The organism is Nonomuraea sp. NPDC005983, assembly GCF_040614375.1.
GTDB lineage: Bacteria > Actinomycetota > Actinomycetes > Streptosporangiales > Streptosporangiaceae > Nonomuraea.
Genome location: NZ_JBEXUP010000176.1, coordinates 1 through 16,182, shown reverse-complemented (window position 1 = coordinate 16,182; position 16,182 = coordinate 1). Strand labels below are relative to the sequence as shown.

The window sequence follows — 16,182 nt, the reverse complement described above, 5'->3', positions numbered from 1 at the left end:
CAAGCGCGAGCGCATCTACCAGGGCACCATCGACGTCGCCTCGATCAGGATCTGGCTCCGTGATCCGGTTCAATGATCCACGGGACACTCCCTAGCACCGTGACGTCGCGGGCCCGGCTACGCGACGTCATCCCCTGAGCGGACGTTCTTCTCCAGCTGCGCGAGCACCTGCTCGAACACCTCGATCCGGCCCTCGTCGAGCTCGGCACGCAGCCGCCCGTCGAAGGCCATGACCACCTCGCGCAGCCGGTGGAAGAGCCGCTCGCCCTCCTCGGTCAGCTCGACCACGTGGACGCGCCGGTTGGCGGGGTCGCGGCGGCGGGTCAGCAGGCCGTTGGCCTCCATCGCGTTGAGGTGGTGGGTCAGCGTCGCCCCCTGGATGCCCACGGCCTCGGCGAGCTGCCGCTGGTTGCCGAGCTGCCGCGACTTGATCGAGATGAGGATCTGCCAGATCGGCGCGGAGCCGCCCGCTTCCGCGAGGGCGTCGTCGAATGCCCTGCTCACCACCCGCGCGCTGGCGGCTAGTCGCAGGCCGATGGGCGTGCGGGTCCGTCGCGTCATACCCCGATGATACATCGATGGCTAATCGTTTGACATCTAATGCTTCGATGTCTACCGTCAAAGTCATGACGCCTCCGATGCAGGGCAGGGCGGCGATCGTCGCCGGGGCCGGCCGCGGCATCGGCGCCGTCACCGGCCGCGCATGTACCGCCAGGGCCGAACCATGACACCGCAGGAGGCATGACCATGGATCAGCAGCTCACCGACCTCGCCAGGCAGTGGACCGAAGCCGAGCGCGCCGGGTCCACCGAGGGGCTCGACGCGATCGCCGCCGACGACTTCACGTTCGTCGGGCCGCTCGGCTTCATCCTGGACAAGCAGCAGTGGGTGCAGCGCTACCAGGCGGGCGCGCTCGTCACCCACGAGCTGAGCTGGGAGGAGGGCGGCGTGCGGGAGTACGGAGACGTCGCGGTGGTGGTCGGCGTGGTGACACAGCGGGCCTCGTACCGAGGCACTTCGACTGATGGGCGCTTCCGCGTCACCCAGATCAGCGTCCGCGACGGCGACCGCCGCAGGCTGGCCGGGCTGCACTACAGCCCGATCACCGCGCCACCGGCCTGACGGGCCGCCCCCGATCCGTGCCGGGAACGCCGCGCCGTGCGAGGCGCCGCACCCTGTTGCAACGGCGCCTCGCACGGCGGCATGGCGACCTCGACCTGGCCCTGGTGACCCTGCGCTGCCATGTATTGACACCTTGTGGAGCACGGTGTTTACATGTGGCCCCAAGGGGATAAGTTCGACAGAATTGCGCTGATACGGCGTGAATTATCGGTTTTTTGTGTCGGTATCTGGCTCCCCAACCCGAGGCAGGACATCGGAAGTGGTGGTCGCCCTACGAGCACGCGACCGTGCTCCTGGGATGCCCGTGCGGGATCTGGGGCTGCTGGCCGCTCAGCGCCCGCGTCCAACTGACTCCGGCCACCGTCACCTGGGCGACTTCGGCAACCACTTCCGGGCCGGCCGATGGGACCACAGTGGCCTCGGCCCGTTCGTCTTCGACCGCCGGCAGGACGAGGCGGCGCTCCACCAGACCCGATCACGACGCACCCGCCAAAACCGCGCCATCTCGTCGTCTGCGGGATCAGCGCTGGCTACGCCTTCCACGAACGTCGTCGGACGGATCGCGGTGGTGCTCCGCTGGTTGTCGATTTGTTCCTTCAGGAGTCTCGCCCTTGGGGCCGTAGGTCTCCGCTGCGGCGTGGCCGGGCGGCTCCTTGGTGCGTCCAGGGGGCGCGTGCTCCTGGTCGGCGTCCGGGACGCCGACGCCTGTGGGCGGGTCCGTGTGACGGGAGCGGGTCACGGGGGCGCTGACCAGCGGCTTTGTCCGGACGGCCGTCGCGGGCGTGCGCTCAGGCGACGAGATGCGGAAGGAATGCCGGCTTCGCGTAGGCGACGGTCCGGGCGTCGGCGACGTCGTTGGCCGGATGGTCGCAGGCCCCTTGACGGCCGAGGTGGGATCGGCTGTCGGGAGGACGCGCCGTGCGGGGACGGAGGAGGCCATCCGGTGGATGGCGGGCGCTGACGGAGGGGAGGCGGCGGCGTCGTCCGGGGTGGCGATCGCGTCCAGAGTGGTGGAGACGCCGGGGATGCCGATCACGACGGCCGCGAGGACCAGTTGCAGGACGCCGGCGAGCACAGCGGCGATCTTCACCGCCCGAGCACGGCGGCCCGCGCGGTCTTCGGGCGTTGGGGGCTGCTGGGCTGTCACGGGTTCGACGCCATGCTCGACCTCCGCAGTTCTCCGTCAAATCCGGATTGATCTAGACATGGATGCCGGAGACCGTCAAGAGATCAGACCGGTGTCGCCGAACGTGCGCTTCCCACCAGACGACCGCTCCAGCCTGGCTGTCCGGCCCCCGCCACGTTCGGAACGACGGACCATCAACCGTGACCTGACCGTTATGTCGGCGGGCCCACATTCATCCCCCTTCGGCCCCGGCCAGACCGGGGTCGTTTCCCTGCACATTGCACGCGATGCCGAGTCGTTTCCACCGGACCGCGCGACGCTGCGACACCCTGGCATGCACGGGCATTGATCAGGGAGAGCCATGCACGATGACCATGACCACCTCACCCCCGCACCGGAAGGGACCTGGCGGCCACGGCGGCAGTCGTACGGCCCGCCCTTCGGGGAGCCGGTCATGCCCTTCGGCGAGTTCGAGTCGTTCGGCTGGCGCAGATACTCGACCCCGACCCCGCCGAGGCGAGCGATGCCACGGGGCTGGAGGTGCCTGACCGGGCCGGCGGTCGCCGCCGGCTTCCTGGTCTGCGTGGCCTTGGGGCTCTGGTCGGGCGCCCAGGGCACGGGCAGCGCCTCCCACGGAACAGGCACCGCCGCGGCCGAAGCAGCTGCCACCACGGTGGGAACGAGCGCCGCGGCGGCGCCCGCGCCCAACCTGGACGTGGCCGAACACTCGGCCGTGTCCAAGATGCCACCGAGGCTCGTACCCGCCCCCGGGACTGTGTCCAAGACGCCGCCAACGCTCAGGCGCGCATCCAACACACGGCCAAAGTTCGTGCCCGCACCCGCAGCCGGGACGCCATCGAGGCTCGCACCCCGCACGGCCAGTTCGAGGCCCGCAACGCCGAAGAGCGAGGCGACGTCATCGGGGAGACGTCACCGAGCGGCGCCCCCGGCCTTGCGAGGTCAGCGGCACAAGAGCGCCCCAACCGAACCACACGGGAAGGCTGTGACCCCCGTCGGCCGTGCAGGAGAGACCAGAGGCGAGGAGCCGGAAGACAGCACCGACAGCCAGCCGTCCTCCTTGATCCCCTCGAAGTGCGACGAGCTGTTCCCGCCGTCCCGCCCCGAGTTCCGCGTCCGCAACCAGGCCTGCCATCAGCTCTACGGCTAGCCGCCCGCCGAAACTCTCTCCGCCGGGGACGCTCCGAACCACCCGGAACCGAGATCGCGATTCGGCGTCGCCACTCAGGGGCATCCATGTTTCGGCGCGGACCGCCCAAGTGTCACGTCACCAGGGCCACTTCGGGTGCAACCTCTCCATGAACGCGTCGGAGGTACTCCATCGCATGCTCGGTGGCCGGATCATGATTGAGCCGCTCACGGTAGAAGTGGAGGCGGTCTTCGCAATCGTCAATGATCTCGCTCCAGGTCCGCGCCCAGATATGGACGCCGTCATCCCACTCAGCGATACAGCCGGGTGGACGGTTTGGCGCGTTGGCATCACGCCTGACGATGTCGTCCATCTCGGTGGAGACGACCCAGAAGTCCCAGGAAACGCGAGCATCACGGAACTGTGGGTCGTTGGCGACCGCCTGGGCGTAGCTTTTGATCTGCGCGACTTCCGCTTGGCCAATCTTGACCTTGGGCGCCTTGAGTTCGACCACGAGGTGCTCCCGGCCGGAGCTCCCTCGGTGCGCCCGGCCCAGCATGAGGTCGATGATCCCCTTGCGGCCATCCTCGCGGAGGACTGGGTCGAGCTTGTCGGGTTCCGACTCCCGGCCTAGTTCCTTGAGGTGACGCGTGAGTACAGCGTCCAAGCTCTGGTCGCTGACCATCAGTGTGTACGTGTCGCCGAAGATCCACGTCTCACGCTCGAGGATCTTGTGAAGTTCGCACCGCTCCTTGACTGTCCTGCTGATGTCCGGCTCGAAAACGAGTTTCTTGAGCGCGGCCAGAAAGTCGAGCCGGTCGCTCACCTGCCCTGTTGCCTTGATGACCTCGGACAGGCTGGTCCGCTGAAGGATCCGCTTGAGCTCTTCCTGTTCCGACTGTGGCAACCGGAACAGTTCGTCCAGCACCGGGTAGAGGCCGCTCGGATCACGCGCGATGATCTCCCTGAGCAGTCGCAGGGTGGTCTTCTTGCTCTGAGGCACACCTGGCAGACGGCGCGAGATGGTGGTCGCCACCTCGTCGAACAGCTGCCGTTCGACCGCCTCTGCGGGCTGGGCCGGCTCTCCGGAGTAGGGGTAGACTCGCTCGTTCTTCCACTCCTGGATCAGCCTGGCTCGGCGTTCCTGGTCGCGTCTCTTGAAGTGACCGCGCAACGTTTCGCGTGCAGATTCCAGGAGGTCGGCAATCTCGTCCATCTCGGCCAGCGGCAGATTCCCTCGCCTCTCGACGAATCCATCCCAAAGCAGGTAAGCCGTGAAATGGTAGCCGGGCGCCTGAATGCCCGGCGACGGTTCGTCCAGGACCACACCGCTGGCGTCGCAGAGAGCGAGCACCCGGCCGACGTTCTTGGGCCATTCGATGACACGAAGCACCGGCTGGGCACCTCCGGCCGAGCTCGGCCAGGACAGCTGGTACTCGGCCAGATCGGTCCAGACAGTGGCCGGGTCGAGCGGCGTGCCTTGATAGGTGATCCGCACGTCAGAGTTCGCCGCCAGAAACGGCGCGAACATCGAGCGCGAACGCACGAAGCCTGCCCTGCCCGCTGCGTCCATGCAGGCCTCGCTTGAGCTCCGGCGAGAGCTTGGCGGTGGTCTTCCATGATTCCCCCAGACCGCCGAAGTAGCCAGCGCAGGAAGCGTTCGGCATGCCGTGGCCGTCGTCGGTGACTCTGACCGACTCCACGCCGTTCAGCTCATTGACCTCAAGGTCGACGCTGACATGGGTCGCCTCCGCGTCCAGTGCGTTCCAGATCATCTCCGCGACCGCGCTCACCGGGTCCTTCTGGCGGGCGAGGCGTAGAAGGTGATCCGGTTTGGCCTCGATGTGAACAGTACGCACACGGTCACTGTCCCAGACGGCATGCGGAATTACGTGCAAGATCACTACAACGAGCGTCCGGTCGGAAAGGAAGAGGTCACCTGGCTGTTGGGCCTCATTCGGGAGCAACTGCGCCAGGAAGCTCCGCATAGCGGGATCGACTGCACAGGGCACGACGCCTCGCATGCCGTGAGTGAGCGGGGATTACGGCACTCTCCGGCAACTGTCGGAGTCCACCGGCAGACTCCTCAGCGACACCCCTGGCGAGAAAGGTGGGCGGCATGGCGCGCGGAGTGGGCCGGAACAGGGTTCGTGAGCTGCTCGGGCTCGCCATCTGGGAGGTGGAACTCGCGGTCGAGACCGGCCTGCTGCGGCGGCTCCCCGACCGCACCTTCGACCCCGTCTCGGTCAACGCGGCACTGGCCGAAGCGGAGCGCTTCCGGCGGCTACTGGCTGCCGAGCATCGGTGCAATGCCACCCAGGCAGCTGCCAGGCTCGGCATCTCAGCCGAACGCTTCAAACAGATCGCCGCCGACCTGCCCCCCGTCTCCGTTGAGGAGGTCAGGAAGTATGGACGGACCCTTGTGGTTCGCTACTACCGCGCGGCGGACGTCGATGCCCTGGCAGACCTCGCCCACGCGGACGCCGAGCTCCGGGCCGCGGCACGGGCATACTCCCGTTCCGAGGCGGCCAGAAAGGCGGCCAGAACCCGCAAGCTCAACCTCGCGCGAGCTGTGGCGGCTCGCGCTGAGATCGAAGCCGCCAAGCCCGTGCCCGATGGAGATCCAGTTCAGGTGCTCGTCTGGTCTACGGCGCTGATGGAGGCCGCCAGTGTCTGGCCTGGCCCTCTCCGGCGACTCCGCCTCATCGTGGACCCACGTGTTCCCCCGCTTGCCGCAACCCTCCGTGAAGCCCGCATGCCCCGCGCTGAGCTGGAGGCGATGCTCAACGCTCTGCTCAATCGGGCCACGGAGCTGATCGCTCTCCTGGTCCTGCCAGAGGCGGCGGAACGGGAACTTGGGGTACCCATCGATCAGGCGCCCGCCGATCTCCCTCGGTTCGGAGATCATCTGCTCTCTCATGTCCTCCATGAACTGGTCTCCGCGCCACCTCCCTGGCTGTTGCAGGCTCGTGCGGATCAGGAATGGCGACTGGCCGCCCTCGCTGAGGCCCGCCGTGCCGCAGCCGAGTTCTCTCGCCGCGACCAGGCCGAACAGGCCGCCGTCGAGGCAGCCGCCAGGGCGGCCTCCCGGCTGTCAGACACAGCAGTGGCGGAGCTCTTCGGCCTTCCTCCCGATGCGATCCGGCTACTGCGTCCCAACAGCGGCCGTTGGTCTGCCGAGCACGTGGCGCGATTGCTGCGGAACACCCCGCCGTGGCTACGAACAGAGAGCGCAGCCCGTGCGGAGGCCGACCGCCGTCGCCGCCACGCCGACAACCGCGCTGCCCGGCTGGCCGAGCGACAGCTCTCCTGGCGCCATCGCTGGGCCGAGGTGTTGGGCGTACCACTCGAACAGGTCCCCCCGGCGATCGGACGTCCCAGTCCGGGAGCTATCGAGGCCATCAGGCGGGAGTCGCCGAGCTGGGCTCGCCCACCATCTTCCTGTTGAAGAGGTCCTGCCGGTCAAGCCGGGTGACGGAGCCCGAGGGATATATCGGGGTCGCTCGAGCAGCCGGCGAGCGCGCCTGGACGGGAGCCCGCTGTCAACGACGGGCTGCCCATGAACAAAGAAACCCTAGATCACGAAACGTGATCTAGGGTTTCTTGCCGGTGCGCCGCCAGGGACTCGAACCCCGGACCCGCTGATTAAGAGTCAGCTGCTCTGACCAACTGAGCTAGCGGCGCTTGCCGAGATGAATATACCGGTCCTCGGCATCCTGGTCGAATCGGTTGCTGTCGCCCTCTCTGGCTAGAATAAAGTTCGGCCCCACGCCGTCGCCTCGCAGACAGGAGCATTGATGTTCGCCTCTCCCGCCGACGTGACCGAGCGGCTCGCCGCCGTGGGGTACCTGTCCGACGACGCCATCTCCACCTCGGTGTTCCTGGCCGCCGCGCTGGGCAAGCCGCTGCTGGTCGAGGGCCCCGCGGGGGTGGGGAAGACGCAGCTGGCCAAGGCCGTGGCGATGGCGACGGAGGCCGAGCTGGTGCGGCTGCAGTGCTACGAGGGTCTGGACGAGGCCAGGGCGCTGTACGAGTGGAACTACAAGAAGCAGCTGCTGCGGATCCAGGCCACCAGCGCCGACGACGACATCTTCACCGAGGAGTTCCTGCTGGAGCGGCCGCTGCTGAAGGCGGTCAGGGCGCAGACGGCCACCGTGCTGCTCATCGACGAGATGGACAAGGCGGACGTCGAGGTCGAGGGGCTGCTGCTGGAGCTGCTGTCGGATTTCCAGGTGACGATTCCGGAGCTCGGAACGATCGCCGCCGTGCGCAGGCCGTACGTGGTGCTCACCTCCAACGCGACGCGCGAGCTGTCGGAGGCGCTCAAGCGGCGCTGCCTGTACCTGCACATCGAGTATCCGACGCCGGAGCGCGAGCGGGACATCGTCCTCAGCCAGGTGCCGGCCATCAGGGGCGAGCTGGCCGAGCAGCTCGCCAGGACCGTCGCCACCTTGCGGGCGCTGGAGCTGAAGAAGGCGCCGTCGGTGGCCGAGACGGTCGACTGGGCGAACACGCTGCTGGCGCTGGGCCGCGAGGAGCTGGACGAGGCCACCGTGGCGGGAACCCTCGGGGTGGTGCTGAAGCACGCCTCCGACCACACGCGGGTGGTCAAGGAACTCGGCCTGTCCTGAGATCTGGGGCCTGAGATCTGTGGGAGGGCGCGTGTCGCTGGTCGATAGGCATGTCGGGTTCGTGCATGCGTTGCGGGAGGCCGGGTTGCCGGTGTCGCTGGCCGAGGGGCTGGACGCGGCGCGGGCGATGCTGGTGATCGATCTGGCCGAGCGGGAGTCGCTGCGGGCCGCCTACGCGGCGACGCTGGTCAAGAAACCGGCGTACCGGCCGGTGTTCGACGTGCTGTTCGACCTGTGGTTCCCGGCCGCCACCACCGGCCTGGAGGCTCGGCCGGAGAGCGGGCCGGATCTCGCGCAGGCGTCCGTGCCCGAGCTGCGCGACCGGCTCGCCCGGCTGCTGACCGGCGGCGACGGGCCCGAGATGCGGGAGTTCGCACGGGCCATGGTCGAGCGTTTCGGGCGCCAGCCCGCCGGCCCCGGGCGGCAGAACTGGTTCTCCTACAGCGTCCTGCGCGCGCTGTCGCCGGAGACGCTGATGGCCGGGCTCCTCCAGCAGCTGCTGGCCGGCCAGGAGCGGGGCGGGCTGGCGGAGAAGGCGGCGCGGCAGCGGGTGACGTCCGGGATCAGGAGGTTCGAGGACGCGGTCGCCGCCGACGTGCGGCGGCGCATCGCCGAGGACTCCGGGGTCGAGCGGATCAGCCGCTCGGCCGTGCGCCCGCCGCTCGACCAGCTGGACTTCCTCCGCGTCACCAAGGCGGACCTGGCGGCCCTGCGGCGGGAGGTCTACCCGCTGGCCAGACGGCTCGCGGCGCGCCTGACGATCAGGCACAGGAAGGGCAGGCGGGGGCGGCTGGACTTCCGCAGGACCATGCGGGCGTCCCTGCAGAGCGGCGGCGTCCCGCTGGCCACCCACTTCCGGCCGCCGCGCCCGCACAAGCCGGAGCTGGTCGTCCTCTGCGACGCCAGCGACTCGGTCGCCTCGTTCGCGCACTTCACGCTGCTGCTCACGTACGCGCTGCGGGAGCAGTTCAGCAAGGTGCGCGCGTTCGGCTTCGTGGACACGGTGGACGAGATCACCCGTTTCTTCACCCCCGGCGCGGACGTGGTCGAGGCCGTGACCAGGCTGGCGAACGAGGCGGACATGGTCCGGTTCGGACGCACCAACTACGGTTACGCGTTCGAGCGGTTCGCCGAGCGGTACGGTGAGGCGGTCGGCCCGCGGACGTCCCTGCTCATCCTGGGCGACGCCCGCTCCAACTACCAGCCGCCGGCCCTGGACGTGCTGAAGTCCCTGACGGCCCGGTGCCGCCACGCCTACTGGCTGAACCCGGAGCCCAGGCGGCAGTGGGACACCGGCGACTCGATCGCCTCCGACTACGGCGCGGTCGTCCCGATGCACGAGTGCCGCAACATCGCCCAGCTCGCCGCGTTCATCGAGACGCTGGCCTGAGGTTCATCGAGACGCCGGCCTGAGGTCAGCTCTGCCGGCTGAGCAGGCCGATGCGCTCGCGGCTGAGTGAGAAGGCCTCCGCCGGGTCGAGCAGGCAGGGGGCGAGCAGGTCGCGGGCGCGAGTGAGCAGCGCGGGACGGTCGGGGTGGCCGGGGAGCCACTGTTCGGGGTCGCCGACGGTCAGCTCGACGCGTCCGCCTGGCAGTTCGACCGCGCCGGGCGGCGGGCCGCCGAGGCGGTCGAGGTGGCCGACGGACAGGATCTGGTACCAGAGGGCGTCGGGGACCGCCAGGTCGCCGAGCAGTTCGACGTCCGGCCTGTCGCCGGCGCCGTCGGGAACCCAGCGGGGTTCGAGCAGGTAGCGGGCGCTGCGGCCGGCAGCGGCGCCGGCCCACACCAGGTTGTCGGCGGCGGCGCGCAGCACCTGGCGCTGTGCCAGCATCGCGGCGGCGACGTCGGCTCCGTCCCAGCCGGGCCTGGCCTCGGTGATGGACGCCTCCGGCACCGCCCCGTACTGCCGCGCCACCGCTCCGGCCGCGGTGAGGTCGCCGGTGACGACCGCCATCGGCTGGCCGGCGGCGAGCACGGCGGCGGCGGTATCGGCGATGGTGTCCCAGGTGAGCGGGGTCTCCACGGAGACGATCACGCCCACGGGGTCGCCGCGCTCGCGCAGCCACTCCCCCGCCACGTCGAGGAACCATCCGGCCGTGGAGACCAGCGGCGGCGGGTTTCCGGGTACTGAGGAGCCGAGGCCCGGGGAGAAGGACATCGGGCCGCGGAGCCAGGCCCTGGCCGCCGGGCCACGCTCCCGGGCCGCGGCGTAGCGGGCGCCGATATGGGGCGGCAGCTCGACCGACGCGTTGCTGATCCCGGCGGCGCGCAGGCTGCGGGCCAGCAGCGCCGGGATGGTGCGCAGCAGGTCCACCGGGGTCCAGCCGACGTCCAGCAGGACCAGCCCGCCTCCCGGCACCGGAACCGGGCCCGACACGTACTTGGGGCCGTCCCTGCCGGAGCTGTCGTGCGCGGCCGGCCAGCCGCCGTTGAGCGCGGCGATGTCGAACAGCGCGGACCTGAGCGCGTCGTGCACGGGGTGCGGCGAGCGCACCGCGAGCACCACCGTCGCCTCCGGCTGGAGGGCGGCGGCGACCTCCTCGCTCACGATGATCGGCACGCTCTCGTCCTCGTCACGACCGACCCGGTAGATCGGCTCCTGTCCGCTCAACCCGCTGTACGCGCAGGTCGCGCCGCCCGGTTCAGCCGGGAACGCACGCGGTGTGACGGATTCCGAGGCGGCATCGTGTCTCCCGGGGTGACAGGCATGCCGAATTCGGCGCTGACCAGCGTGGACGTGCTTTCGGCAGGCCAGAGTCGGCAATGATCGGTGCTCGGCACACCGATGTCACCACGGTTCGATTTCCCAGTCAAGAAGACCGGAAATCAGGAACGTTGGAGTTCCCGAGCGGCCGTCCTGGTGAGCACCTCGATCTGCTCGCCGGTCAGCACGGCCTCCTCGCGGTACCTGATCTGCTTGGCCGCGAGGCGCGGCTTGAGCAGCGTGAGGCCCTCCGCCGTCAGCACGCCGCCGCGCGGCAGCATGCCGCAGTGGACGGCGAGCAGCGGCGTGATGCGCACGGGGATGCCGGTCTCCTTGGTCAGCAGCTCGGCGAACGCGTCGCCGGCCTCGATCAGCGGCTTGGCGACCTTGGTGCCGTACTTCTCGCCGAAGAAGAGCCGCCCGGCGTACGAGGCGATCTCGGTGTCGGGGCTCCACGACTCGTTGTCGATGATCCACACGCCGCCGGGGCCGATCACGAGGTGGTCGATGGACGCCTGGCCCCTGATGGCCCGGCCGTCGAGGACGTTGTAGCCGTGCCTGAGGAGCGAACGGCGTAGTTTGCGCCCGGTGATGGTCTCGCCGCGCCGCTTGCCACGCCAGACGGCGGTGGCGCGGAACGAGCGCCAGTACCACCACCAGTCGGCGCCGGCCGCGATGGCCGCGCCGGCCAGGCCGCACAGGGCGCTGTAGTCGACGCCGAACCGCAGTGCCAGGCCGATGCCGACGGCGAACCCGACGACCGCCTTGATCGCCCTGGACCGCTGCCGGCTCTTTGCCCCTTCGCGCCAGTACTTCTCGTAGTACCACTGGGGCGATGCCCCTGTGAACTTCTCGTCCTGCTGCACGTAGATAGAGCCACCAGGCACGGCAAACTCCCCGAATGAGTAGGTACAACCAGGATCTGCCACGCCGAAGATCCCTCGCCAAGTCAACTAATACCCCATAGAAAGCAAGGGGACCCTAAGGTGACGGAAATAGCACCCATGAGGCCATCAACCGACCAGTCGGTATGCCCACTCGGTATGCTTTGCGGGTGACCAAGGGGGACTTGTGAAGGAAGAACCGGTACGCCAGCGACTGCTCGGCGAGGCGACGCGCCTGTTCGCCGAGCGCGGCTTCGAGGGAGCGTCGGTCCAGGAGATCGTGGTCGCGGCCGGCGTCACCAAGGGCGCCATGTACCACTATTTCGACTCAAAAGATGATCTTCTGCACGAGATCTACGCCCGCGTGCTGCGCATGCAGATGGACCGGCTGACGCGGATCGCCGACGGCCCCGGCACGGTCACCGAGCGGCTGCACGCGGCGGCGGCCGACGTCGTGGAGACCACCACCGCCAACCTCGACGATTCCAAGATCTTCTTCCGCTCGATGCACCTGCTGGCTCCCGAGACGCAGAAGAGCGTGCGGGCCGAGCGCCGCCGCTACCACGAGCGCTTCCGCGACCTGGTGGCCGAGGGGCAGCGCCAGGGCGTGTTCAGCGACCGGGTGCCGGCCGAGCTGGTCGTCGACTACTTCTTCGGCTCCGTGCACCACCTGGGCACCTGGTTCCACGCGGACGGGCCGCTGACCGGCGCCCAGGTGGGCCGGCACTTCGCCGACCTACTGCTGACCTCCCTCAGGCCCGGGCACGTCGGCGAGTGAGGCCAGCGCCTCCTTGTGGTCGCCCGGGGTGCCGAGCGCGATCTCGGCGGCCTTGGCGCGCTTGAGGTAGAGATGGATGGGATGCTCCCAGGTCATCCCGATACCGCCGTGCAACTGCAGCGCCTCCTCGGCGGCGTGCACGGCCACCGCCGAGTTCCACGCCTGGGCCACAGCGACCGACACCGCATGGGACGCCGACGAGGTGTCGGCGGCGGCAGCGCGGGCGGCCGCCCTGGCCCTGACGACGTCCAGCCACAGGTCGGCCAGCCGGTGCTTGACCGCCTGGAACGAGCCGATCGGGCGGGCGAACTGGTGCCGCTCCCTGATGTAGCCGAGCGTGCCGTCGAGGCACCACTCGGCCACGCCGAGCTGCTCGGAGGCCAGCAGCCCGGCTCCGAACCGCAGCACGCCGGCCAGGTCGCAGGCCCCGAGGCGGGTGGCGGGCGTCCGTGAGAAGGTGACGGCCGCGACCGGACGGGTCAGGTCGAACGACGGCACGGCCTCCACCGAGACCGCGCCCACCTCGACGCCCGCCTCGACGCCCGCCTCGACGGCGAACAGGTCGCCCTCGACGGGGACGAGCAGCACGTCCGCGACGTCCGCCCCGGCCACCGCGGCGACCGTGCCGGACAGCCGCTCGCCGTCGACGCTGACGGACGCGCCCCTCAGCGGCCGGTACGGCGAGGCGGCGAACGACACGGCCAGGGCGGCGGTCGCCCGCCCCTCCGCGAGGCGGCCGAGCAACTCCCCCGCACAGGCCCCGGCCGTTCCGGCGGCCGAGGCCGCCCGCGCCAGCGCGTACGTCGCCAGCACCGAGCTGGTGAAGAACGGCACGGGCGCGACGCCCCTGCCCAGCTCCTCCAGCACCACCGCCGCCTCGCTCGCCGACGCGCCCGCCCCGCCGAACTCCTCGGGGACGAGCAGCCCCGCCACCCCGATCTCGCCCGCCAGCGTCTTCCACAGGTCCAGGTCGTAGGGGTCGGACTCGACCCGCTTCAGCACCGCGGCCGGCGGGCAGCGGTCGGCCAGCAGGGCGCGCACGGCGGCCCGCAGCTCCTCCTCGACCTCCGAGTACAGCAGCGTCATCGCGGCAGGTCCTTCCAGGGCACGTCCTTGTCGACGCGGGGTTCCGAGGGCAGGCCGAGCACCCGCTCGGCGATGATGTTGCGCAGGATCTCCGACGTGCCCCCCTCGATCGAGTTGCCCTTGGCCCGCAGGTAGCGGTAACCGGGGCCGCGGCCGTAGAAGTCGACCTCGTCGGAGCGGCGGAACGTCCAGTCGTCGTAGCCGAGGTCGCGCCGGAACTCCACGTCCAGGCCCGACAGCGCCTGGTTCAGCCTGGCGAACGACAGCTTCATGCCCGACCCCTCGGGGCCCGGCTGGCCCGCGGCGAGCTGCTCGCGCAGCCGCGCCCCCGACAGGCGGGTCACCTCGGCCTCCACCCAGAGTGACAGCAGCCGCTGGTGCAGCTCGTGAGTGCGCAGCTCGGGGTGCGCGCGCCAGGCTTCGAGCACCGCGCCCACCATGCCGCCGCCCTGTCGCACGGGCGCGCCGCCGATCGCGACCCGCTCGTTCATCAGCGTGGTCTGCGCGACGCGCCAGCCGTCGCCCACCTCGCCGAGCCGCAGGTCGTCAGGGAGGCGGACGCCGGTGAGGAACACCTCGTTGAACTCGGCCTCGCCGGTGATCTGCCGCAGCGGGCGCACCTCGACGCCGGGCGTGTGCATGTCGCAGACGAAGTAGGTCAGGCCTCGGTGCTTGGGGACGTCCGGGTCGGTGCGGGCGACCAGGATGGCCCAGCGGGCGTGGTGCGCGCCGGACGTCCAGACCTTCTGCCCGTCGACGATCCACTCTTCGCCGTCGCGGACGGCGCGCGTGCCGAGGGTGGCCAGGTCGGAGCCCGCGCCGGGCTCGCTGAAGAGCTGGCACCAGATCTCCTCGCCCGTCCACAGCGGCCGCAGGAAGCGGCGCCGCTGCTCCTCGGTGCCGAACGCGAGGATCGTCGGGGCGGCCATGCCCAGCCCGATGCCCTGCACGCCGGTGTTGAGCTGCGGGGTGCCGGCGAGCTCGCGTTCGACCACCTGCTGCAGCTCGCGCGAGACGCCGAGCCCGCCGAGCCCTTCGGGGAACCACACCCAGGCGAGACCGGCGTCGAACCTGGCCCGCAGGAACTCCAGCCGGTCGCCGCCGGGGTGGTTCTCGCTCAGGAACGCGGCCACCCGCTCCTTGAGCTGTGCTTCGTCCACCTGCGTCCTCCCGTTCAGCTGTACTTCCTGAGCTCCCGATAGGCCAGCGACCGCTTGTGCACCTCGTCGGGGCCGTCGGCGAGGCGCAGCGACCTGGCCCCGGCCCAGAGGGCGGCCAGCGGGAAGTCCTGCGAGACGCCGCCCGCGCCGTGCACCTGGACGGCCTTGTCCAGGATCCACTCGACGGTGACCGGGGTGGAGATCTTGATGGCCTGGATCTCGGTGTGCGCGCCCTGGTTGCCGACGGTGTCCATCAGCCAGGCGGTCTTGAGCACCAGCAGGCGGAGCTGCTCGATGCGGACGCGCGACTCGGCGATCCAGTCCTGGACGACGCCCTGCTGGGCGACCGGCTTGCCGAAGGTGGTCCGGGCCAGGGCCCGGCGGCACATCAGCTCCACCGCGCGCTCGGCCATGCCGATCAGGCGCATGCAGTGGTGGATCCGGCCGGGGCCGAGCCTGGCCTGGGCGATGGCGAAGCCGCCGCCCTCCTCGCCGATCAGGTTCTCGACCGGCACCCTGACGTCCTCGAAGACGACCTCGGCGTGGCCGCCGTGGTGGGCGTCGCTGTATCCGAACACGTGCATGCCCCGCTTGATGTGCAGGCCGGGCGTGTCGCGGGGCACCAGGACCATGCTCTGCTGCCGGTGCTTGGGCGCGTCGAGGTTCGTCTTGCCCATCACGATGAAGATCTTGCAGTTGGGGCTCATGGCGCCGGAGATGAACCACTTTCGGCCGTTGATGACGTACTCGCCCCCGTCGCGGACGATCGACGTGGCGATGTTCGTCGCGTCGGACGAGGCGACGTCGGGCTCCGTCATCGCGAAGGCCGAGCGGATCTCGCCGTCGAGCAGCGGCCGCAGCCACTCCTTGCGCTGCCATTCGCTGCCGAACATGGACAGGACTTCCATGTTGCCGGTGTCGGGCGCGGCGCAGTTGGTGGCCGTCGGGGCGAGGCTGGGGCTGCGGCCCATGATCTCGGCCAGCGGCGCGTACTGCAGGTTCGTCAGGCCCGCGCCGTGCTCTCCCGGCAGGAACAGGTTCCACAGGCCGCGCTTCTTGGCCTCGTCCTTGAGGTCGTCCAGCAGGGGCGGGGCGCTCCAGCCGCTGGTGGCGACCTGCTCCTCGAAGGCGGATTCTGCTGGGTAGACGCATTCGTCCATGAAGCGGAGCAGGCGCTCGCGCAGGTCCTCGGTGACGGTGTCGAAGGCGAAGTCCATGTCGAGAGCCTACCGACCGGCCGGTATGAGTGTCGACAGGTGGTTCTCCGCAAAGAGCGGCATGTGGCCGTAAACATGCTTCCCCGCTGTCCGTAAGGTGACCGCCATGACCGCGAAGATGCCCTCGCCTGTGGTGCTCGAGGACGACGTCGTCCGCCTCGAACCGCTCACCCCGGACCACCTGCCCGACCTGTTCGTCGCCGGCGGTGCGGACGAGGAGGTCTGGCGGTACACGCCCCACCTGACGCCGCGCACCGAGGAGGAGCTGGCCGTGCTCGCCCGCGGCATCCTGGGCAGTGACAGGTACGTGGGGTTCGCGGTCGTCC

General features: G+C 69.9%; 15 protein-coding genes, 1 tRNA gene and 1 pseudogene. 7 read left to right on the top strand and 10 right to left on the bottom strand.

Going from position 1 to position 16,182, the window contains the following annotated elements:
- Nucleotides 1–117: 117 nt before the first annotated feature.
- Entirely contained in the window at nucleotides 118–561 is a 444-nt protein-coding gene (locus ABZ297_RS41750; RefSeq protein WP_355358366.1) for a MarR family winged helix-turn-helix transcriptional regulator, read from the bottom strand.
- Between the two features lie 180 nt (nucleotides 562–741).
- Here ABZ297_RS41750 and ABZ297_RS41745 point away from each other — a divergent pair, with 180 nt between their 5' ends.
- Nucleotides 742–1,122: a nuclear transport factor 2 family protein gene (locus tag ABZ297_RS41745; protein WP_355358364.1), complete on the top strand. Its 381-nt coding sequence runs from the start codon at nucleotides 742–744 to the stop codon at nucleotides 1,120–1,122.
- A gap of 520 nt (nucleotides 1,123–1,642) precedes the next feature.
- Here the strand turns inward: ABZ297_RS41745 and ABZ297_RS41740 are convergent.
- Nucleotides 1,643–2,212: a hypothetical protein gene (locus ABZ297_RS41740; RefSeq protein WP_355358361.1), complete on the bottom strand. Its 570-nt coding sequence runs from the start codon at nucleotides 2,210–2,212 to the stop codon at nucleotides 1,643–1,645.
- A gap of 1,039 nt (nucleotides 2,213–3,251) precedes the next feature.
- Here ABZ297_RS41740 and ABZ297_RS41735 point away from each other — a divergent pair.
- Nucleotides 3,252–3,416 (top strand): hypothetical protein, encoded by a 165-nt coding sequence (locus ABZ297_RS41735; RefSeq protein ID WP_355358358.1) that lies wholly within the window; start codon nucleotides 3,252–3,254, stop codon nucleotides 3,414–3,416.
- A 112-nt stretch (nucleotides 3,417–3,528) separates the two neighbouring features.
- Here the strand turns inward: ABZ297_RS41735 and ABZ297_RS41730 are convergent, their stop codons facing one another.
- Complete coding sequence (locus ABZ297_RS41730; protein WP_355358355.1) at nucleotides 3,529–4,968, bottom strand: hypothetical protein; 1,440 nt, start codon at nucleotides 4,966–4,968, stop codon at nucleotides 3,529–3,531.
- On the bottom strand, nucleotides 4,895–5,383 hold the full coding sequence (locus ABZ297_RS41725) for an ATP-binding protein (RefSeq protein ID WP_355358352.1): 489 nt from the start codon (nucleotides 5,381–5,383) through the stop codon (nucleotides 4,895–4,897). Before ABZ297_RS41725 ends, ABZ297_RS41730 begins: the two co-directional genes overlap by 74 nt.
- 131 nt (nucleotides 5,384–5,514) lie before the next feature.
- On the opposite strand from ABZ297_RS41725, the gene ABZ297_RS41720 reads away from it, so the two are divergent.
- A complete protein-coding gene (locus ABZ297_RS41720; RefSeq protein ID WP_355358349.1) occupies nucleotides 5,515–6,843 on the top strand; it encodes a hypothetical protein in 1,329 nt (442 codons plus the stop codon).
- A gap of 162 nt (nucleotides 6,844–7,005) precedes the next feature.
- On the opposite strand, the gene ABZ297_RS41715 is transcribed toward ABZ297_RS41720, so the two are convergent.
- Nucleotides 7,006–7,079: transfer RNA gene (locus tag ABZ297_RS41715), tRNA-Lys, on the bottom strand.
- A 113-nt stretch (nucleotides 7,080–7,192) separates the two neighbouring features.
- Between ABZ297_RS41715 and ABZ297_RS41710 the strand changes: the two genes are divergently transcribed.
- Both ABZ297_RS41710 and ABZ297_RS41705 read left to right on the top strand, forming a co-directional pair.
- Nucleotides 7,193–8,026, top strand: coding sequence for a MoxR family ATPase (locus ABZ297_RS41710; RefSeq protein ID WP_355358346.1), 834 nt, complete (start codon nucleotides 7,193–7,195; stop codon nucleotides 8,024–8,026).
- A gap of 31 nt (nucleotides 8,027–8,057) precedes the next feature.
- Entirely contained in the window at nucleotides 8,058–9,416 is a 1,359-nt protein-coding gene (locus ABZ297_RS41705) for a VWA domain-containing protein (protein WP_355358343.1), read from the top strand.
- A 25-nt stretch (nucleotides 9,417–9,441) separates the two neighbouring features.
- Here ABZ297_RS41705 and ABZ297_RS41700 read toward each other — a convergent pair whose 3' ends face one another.
- Both ABZ297_RS41700 and ABZ297_RS41695 read right to left on the bottom strand, forming a co-directional pair.
- A complete protein-coding gene (locus tag ABZ297_RS41700) occupies nucleotides 9,442–10,587 on the bottom strand; it encodes a hypothetical protein (protein WP_355358340.1) in 1,146 nt (381 codons plus the stop codon).
- A gap of 266 nt (nucleotides 10,588–10,853) precedes the next feature.
- Nucleotides 10,854–11,618, bottom strand: coding sequence for a nuclease-related domain-containing protein (locus tag ABZ297_RS41695; protein WP_355358337.1), 765 nt, complete (start codon nucleotides 11,616–11,618; stop codon nucleotides 10,854–10,856).
- A 184-nt stretch (nucleotides 11,619–11,802) separates the two neighbouring features.
- Between ABZ297_RS41695 and ABZ297_RS41690 the strand changes: the two genes are divergently transcribed.
- Entirely contained in the window at nucleotides 11,803–12,393 is a 591-nt protein-coding gene (locus ABZ297_RS41690; protein WP_355358334.1) for a TetR/AcrR family transcriptional regulator, read from the top strand.
- Here the strand turns inward: ABZ297_RS41690 and ABZ297_RS41685 are convergent.
- From ABZ297_RS41685 to ABZ297_RS41675, 3 genes are read right to left on the bottom strand one after another with little or no spacing between them, the layout of a single operon-like run.
- Nucleotides 12,352–13,479 carry an acyl-CoA dehydrogenase family protein gene (locus ABZ297_RS41685; protein ID WP_355358331.1) on the bottom strand — a complete coding sequence of 376 codons (1,128 nt, stop codon included), beginning with the start codon at nucleotides 13,477–13,479 and terminating at the stop codon, nucleotides 12,352–12,354. The genes ABZ297_RS41690 and ABZ297_RS41685 overlap by 42 nt on opposite strands.
- Nucleotides 13,476–14,639: an acyl-CoA dehydrogenase family protein gene (locus ABZ297_RS41680; protein WP_355358328.1), complete on the bottom strand. Its 1,164-nt coding sequence runs from the start codon at nucleotides 14,637–14,639 to the stop codon at nucleotides 13,476–13,478. Before ABZ297_RS41680 ends, ABZ297_RS41685 begins: the two co-directional genes overlap by 4 nt.
- Before the next feature lie 14 nt (nucleotides 14,640–14,653).
- The gene (locus ABZ297_RS41675) at nucleotides 14,654–15,856 is read right to left on the bottom strand and encodes an acyl-CoA dehydrogenase family protein (protein ID WP_355358325.1); all 1,203 of its coding nucleotides are present in this window, start codon (nucleotides 15,854–15,856) and stop codon (nucleotides 14,654–14,656) included.
- Nucleotides 15,857–15,962: 106 nt separating this feature from the next.
- On the opposite strand from ABZ297_RS41675, the pseudogene ABZ297_RS41670 reads away from it, so the two are divergent.
- Nucleotides 15,963–16,182: pseudogene (locus tag ABZ297_RS41670) on the top strand (GNAT family N-acetyltransferase); the annotation flags it as partial.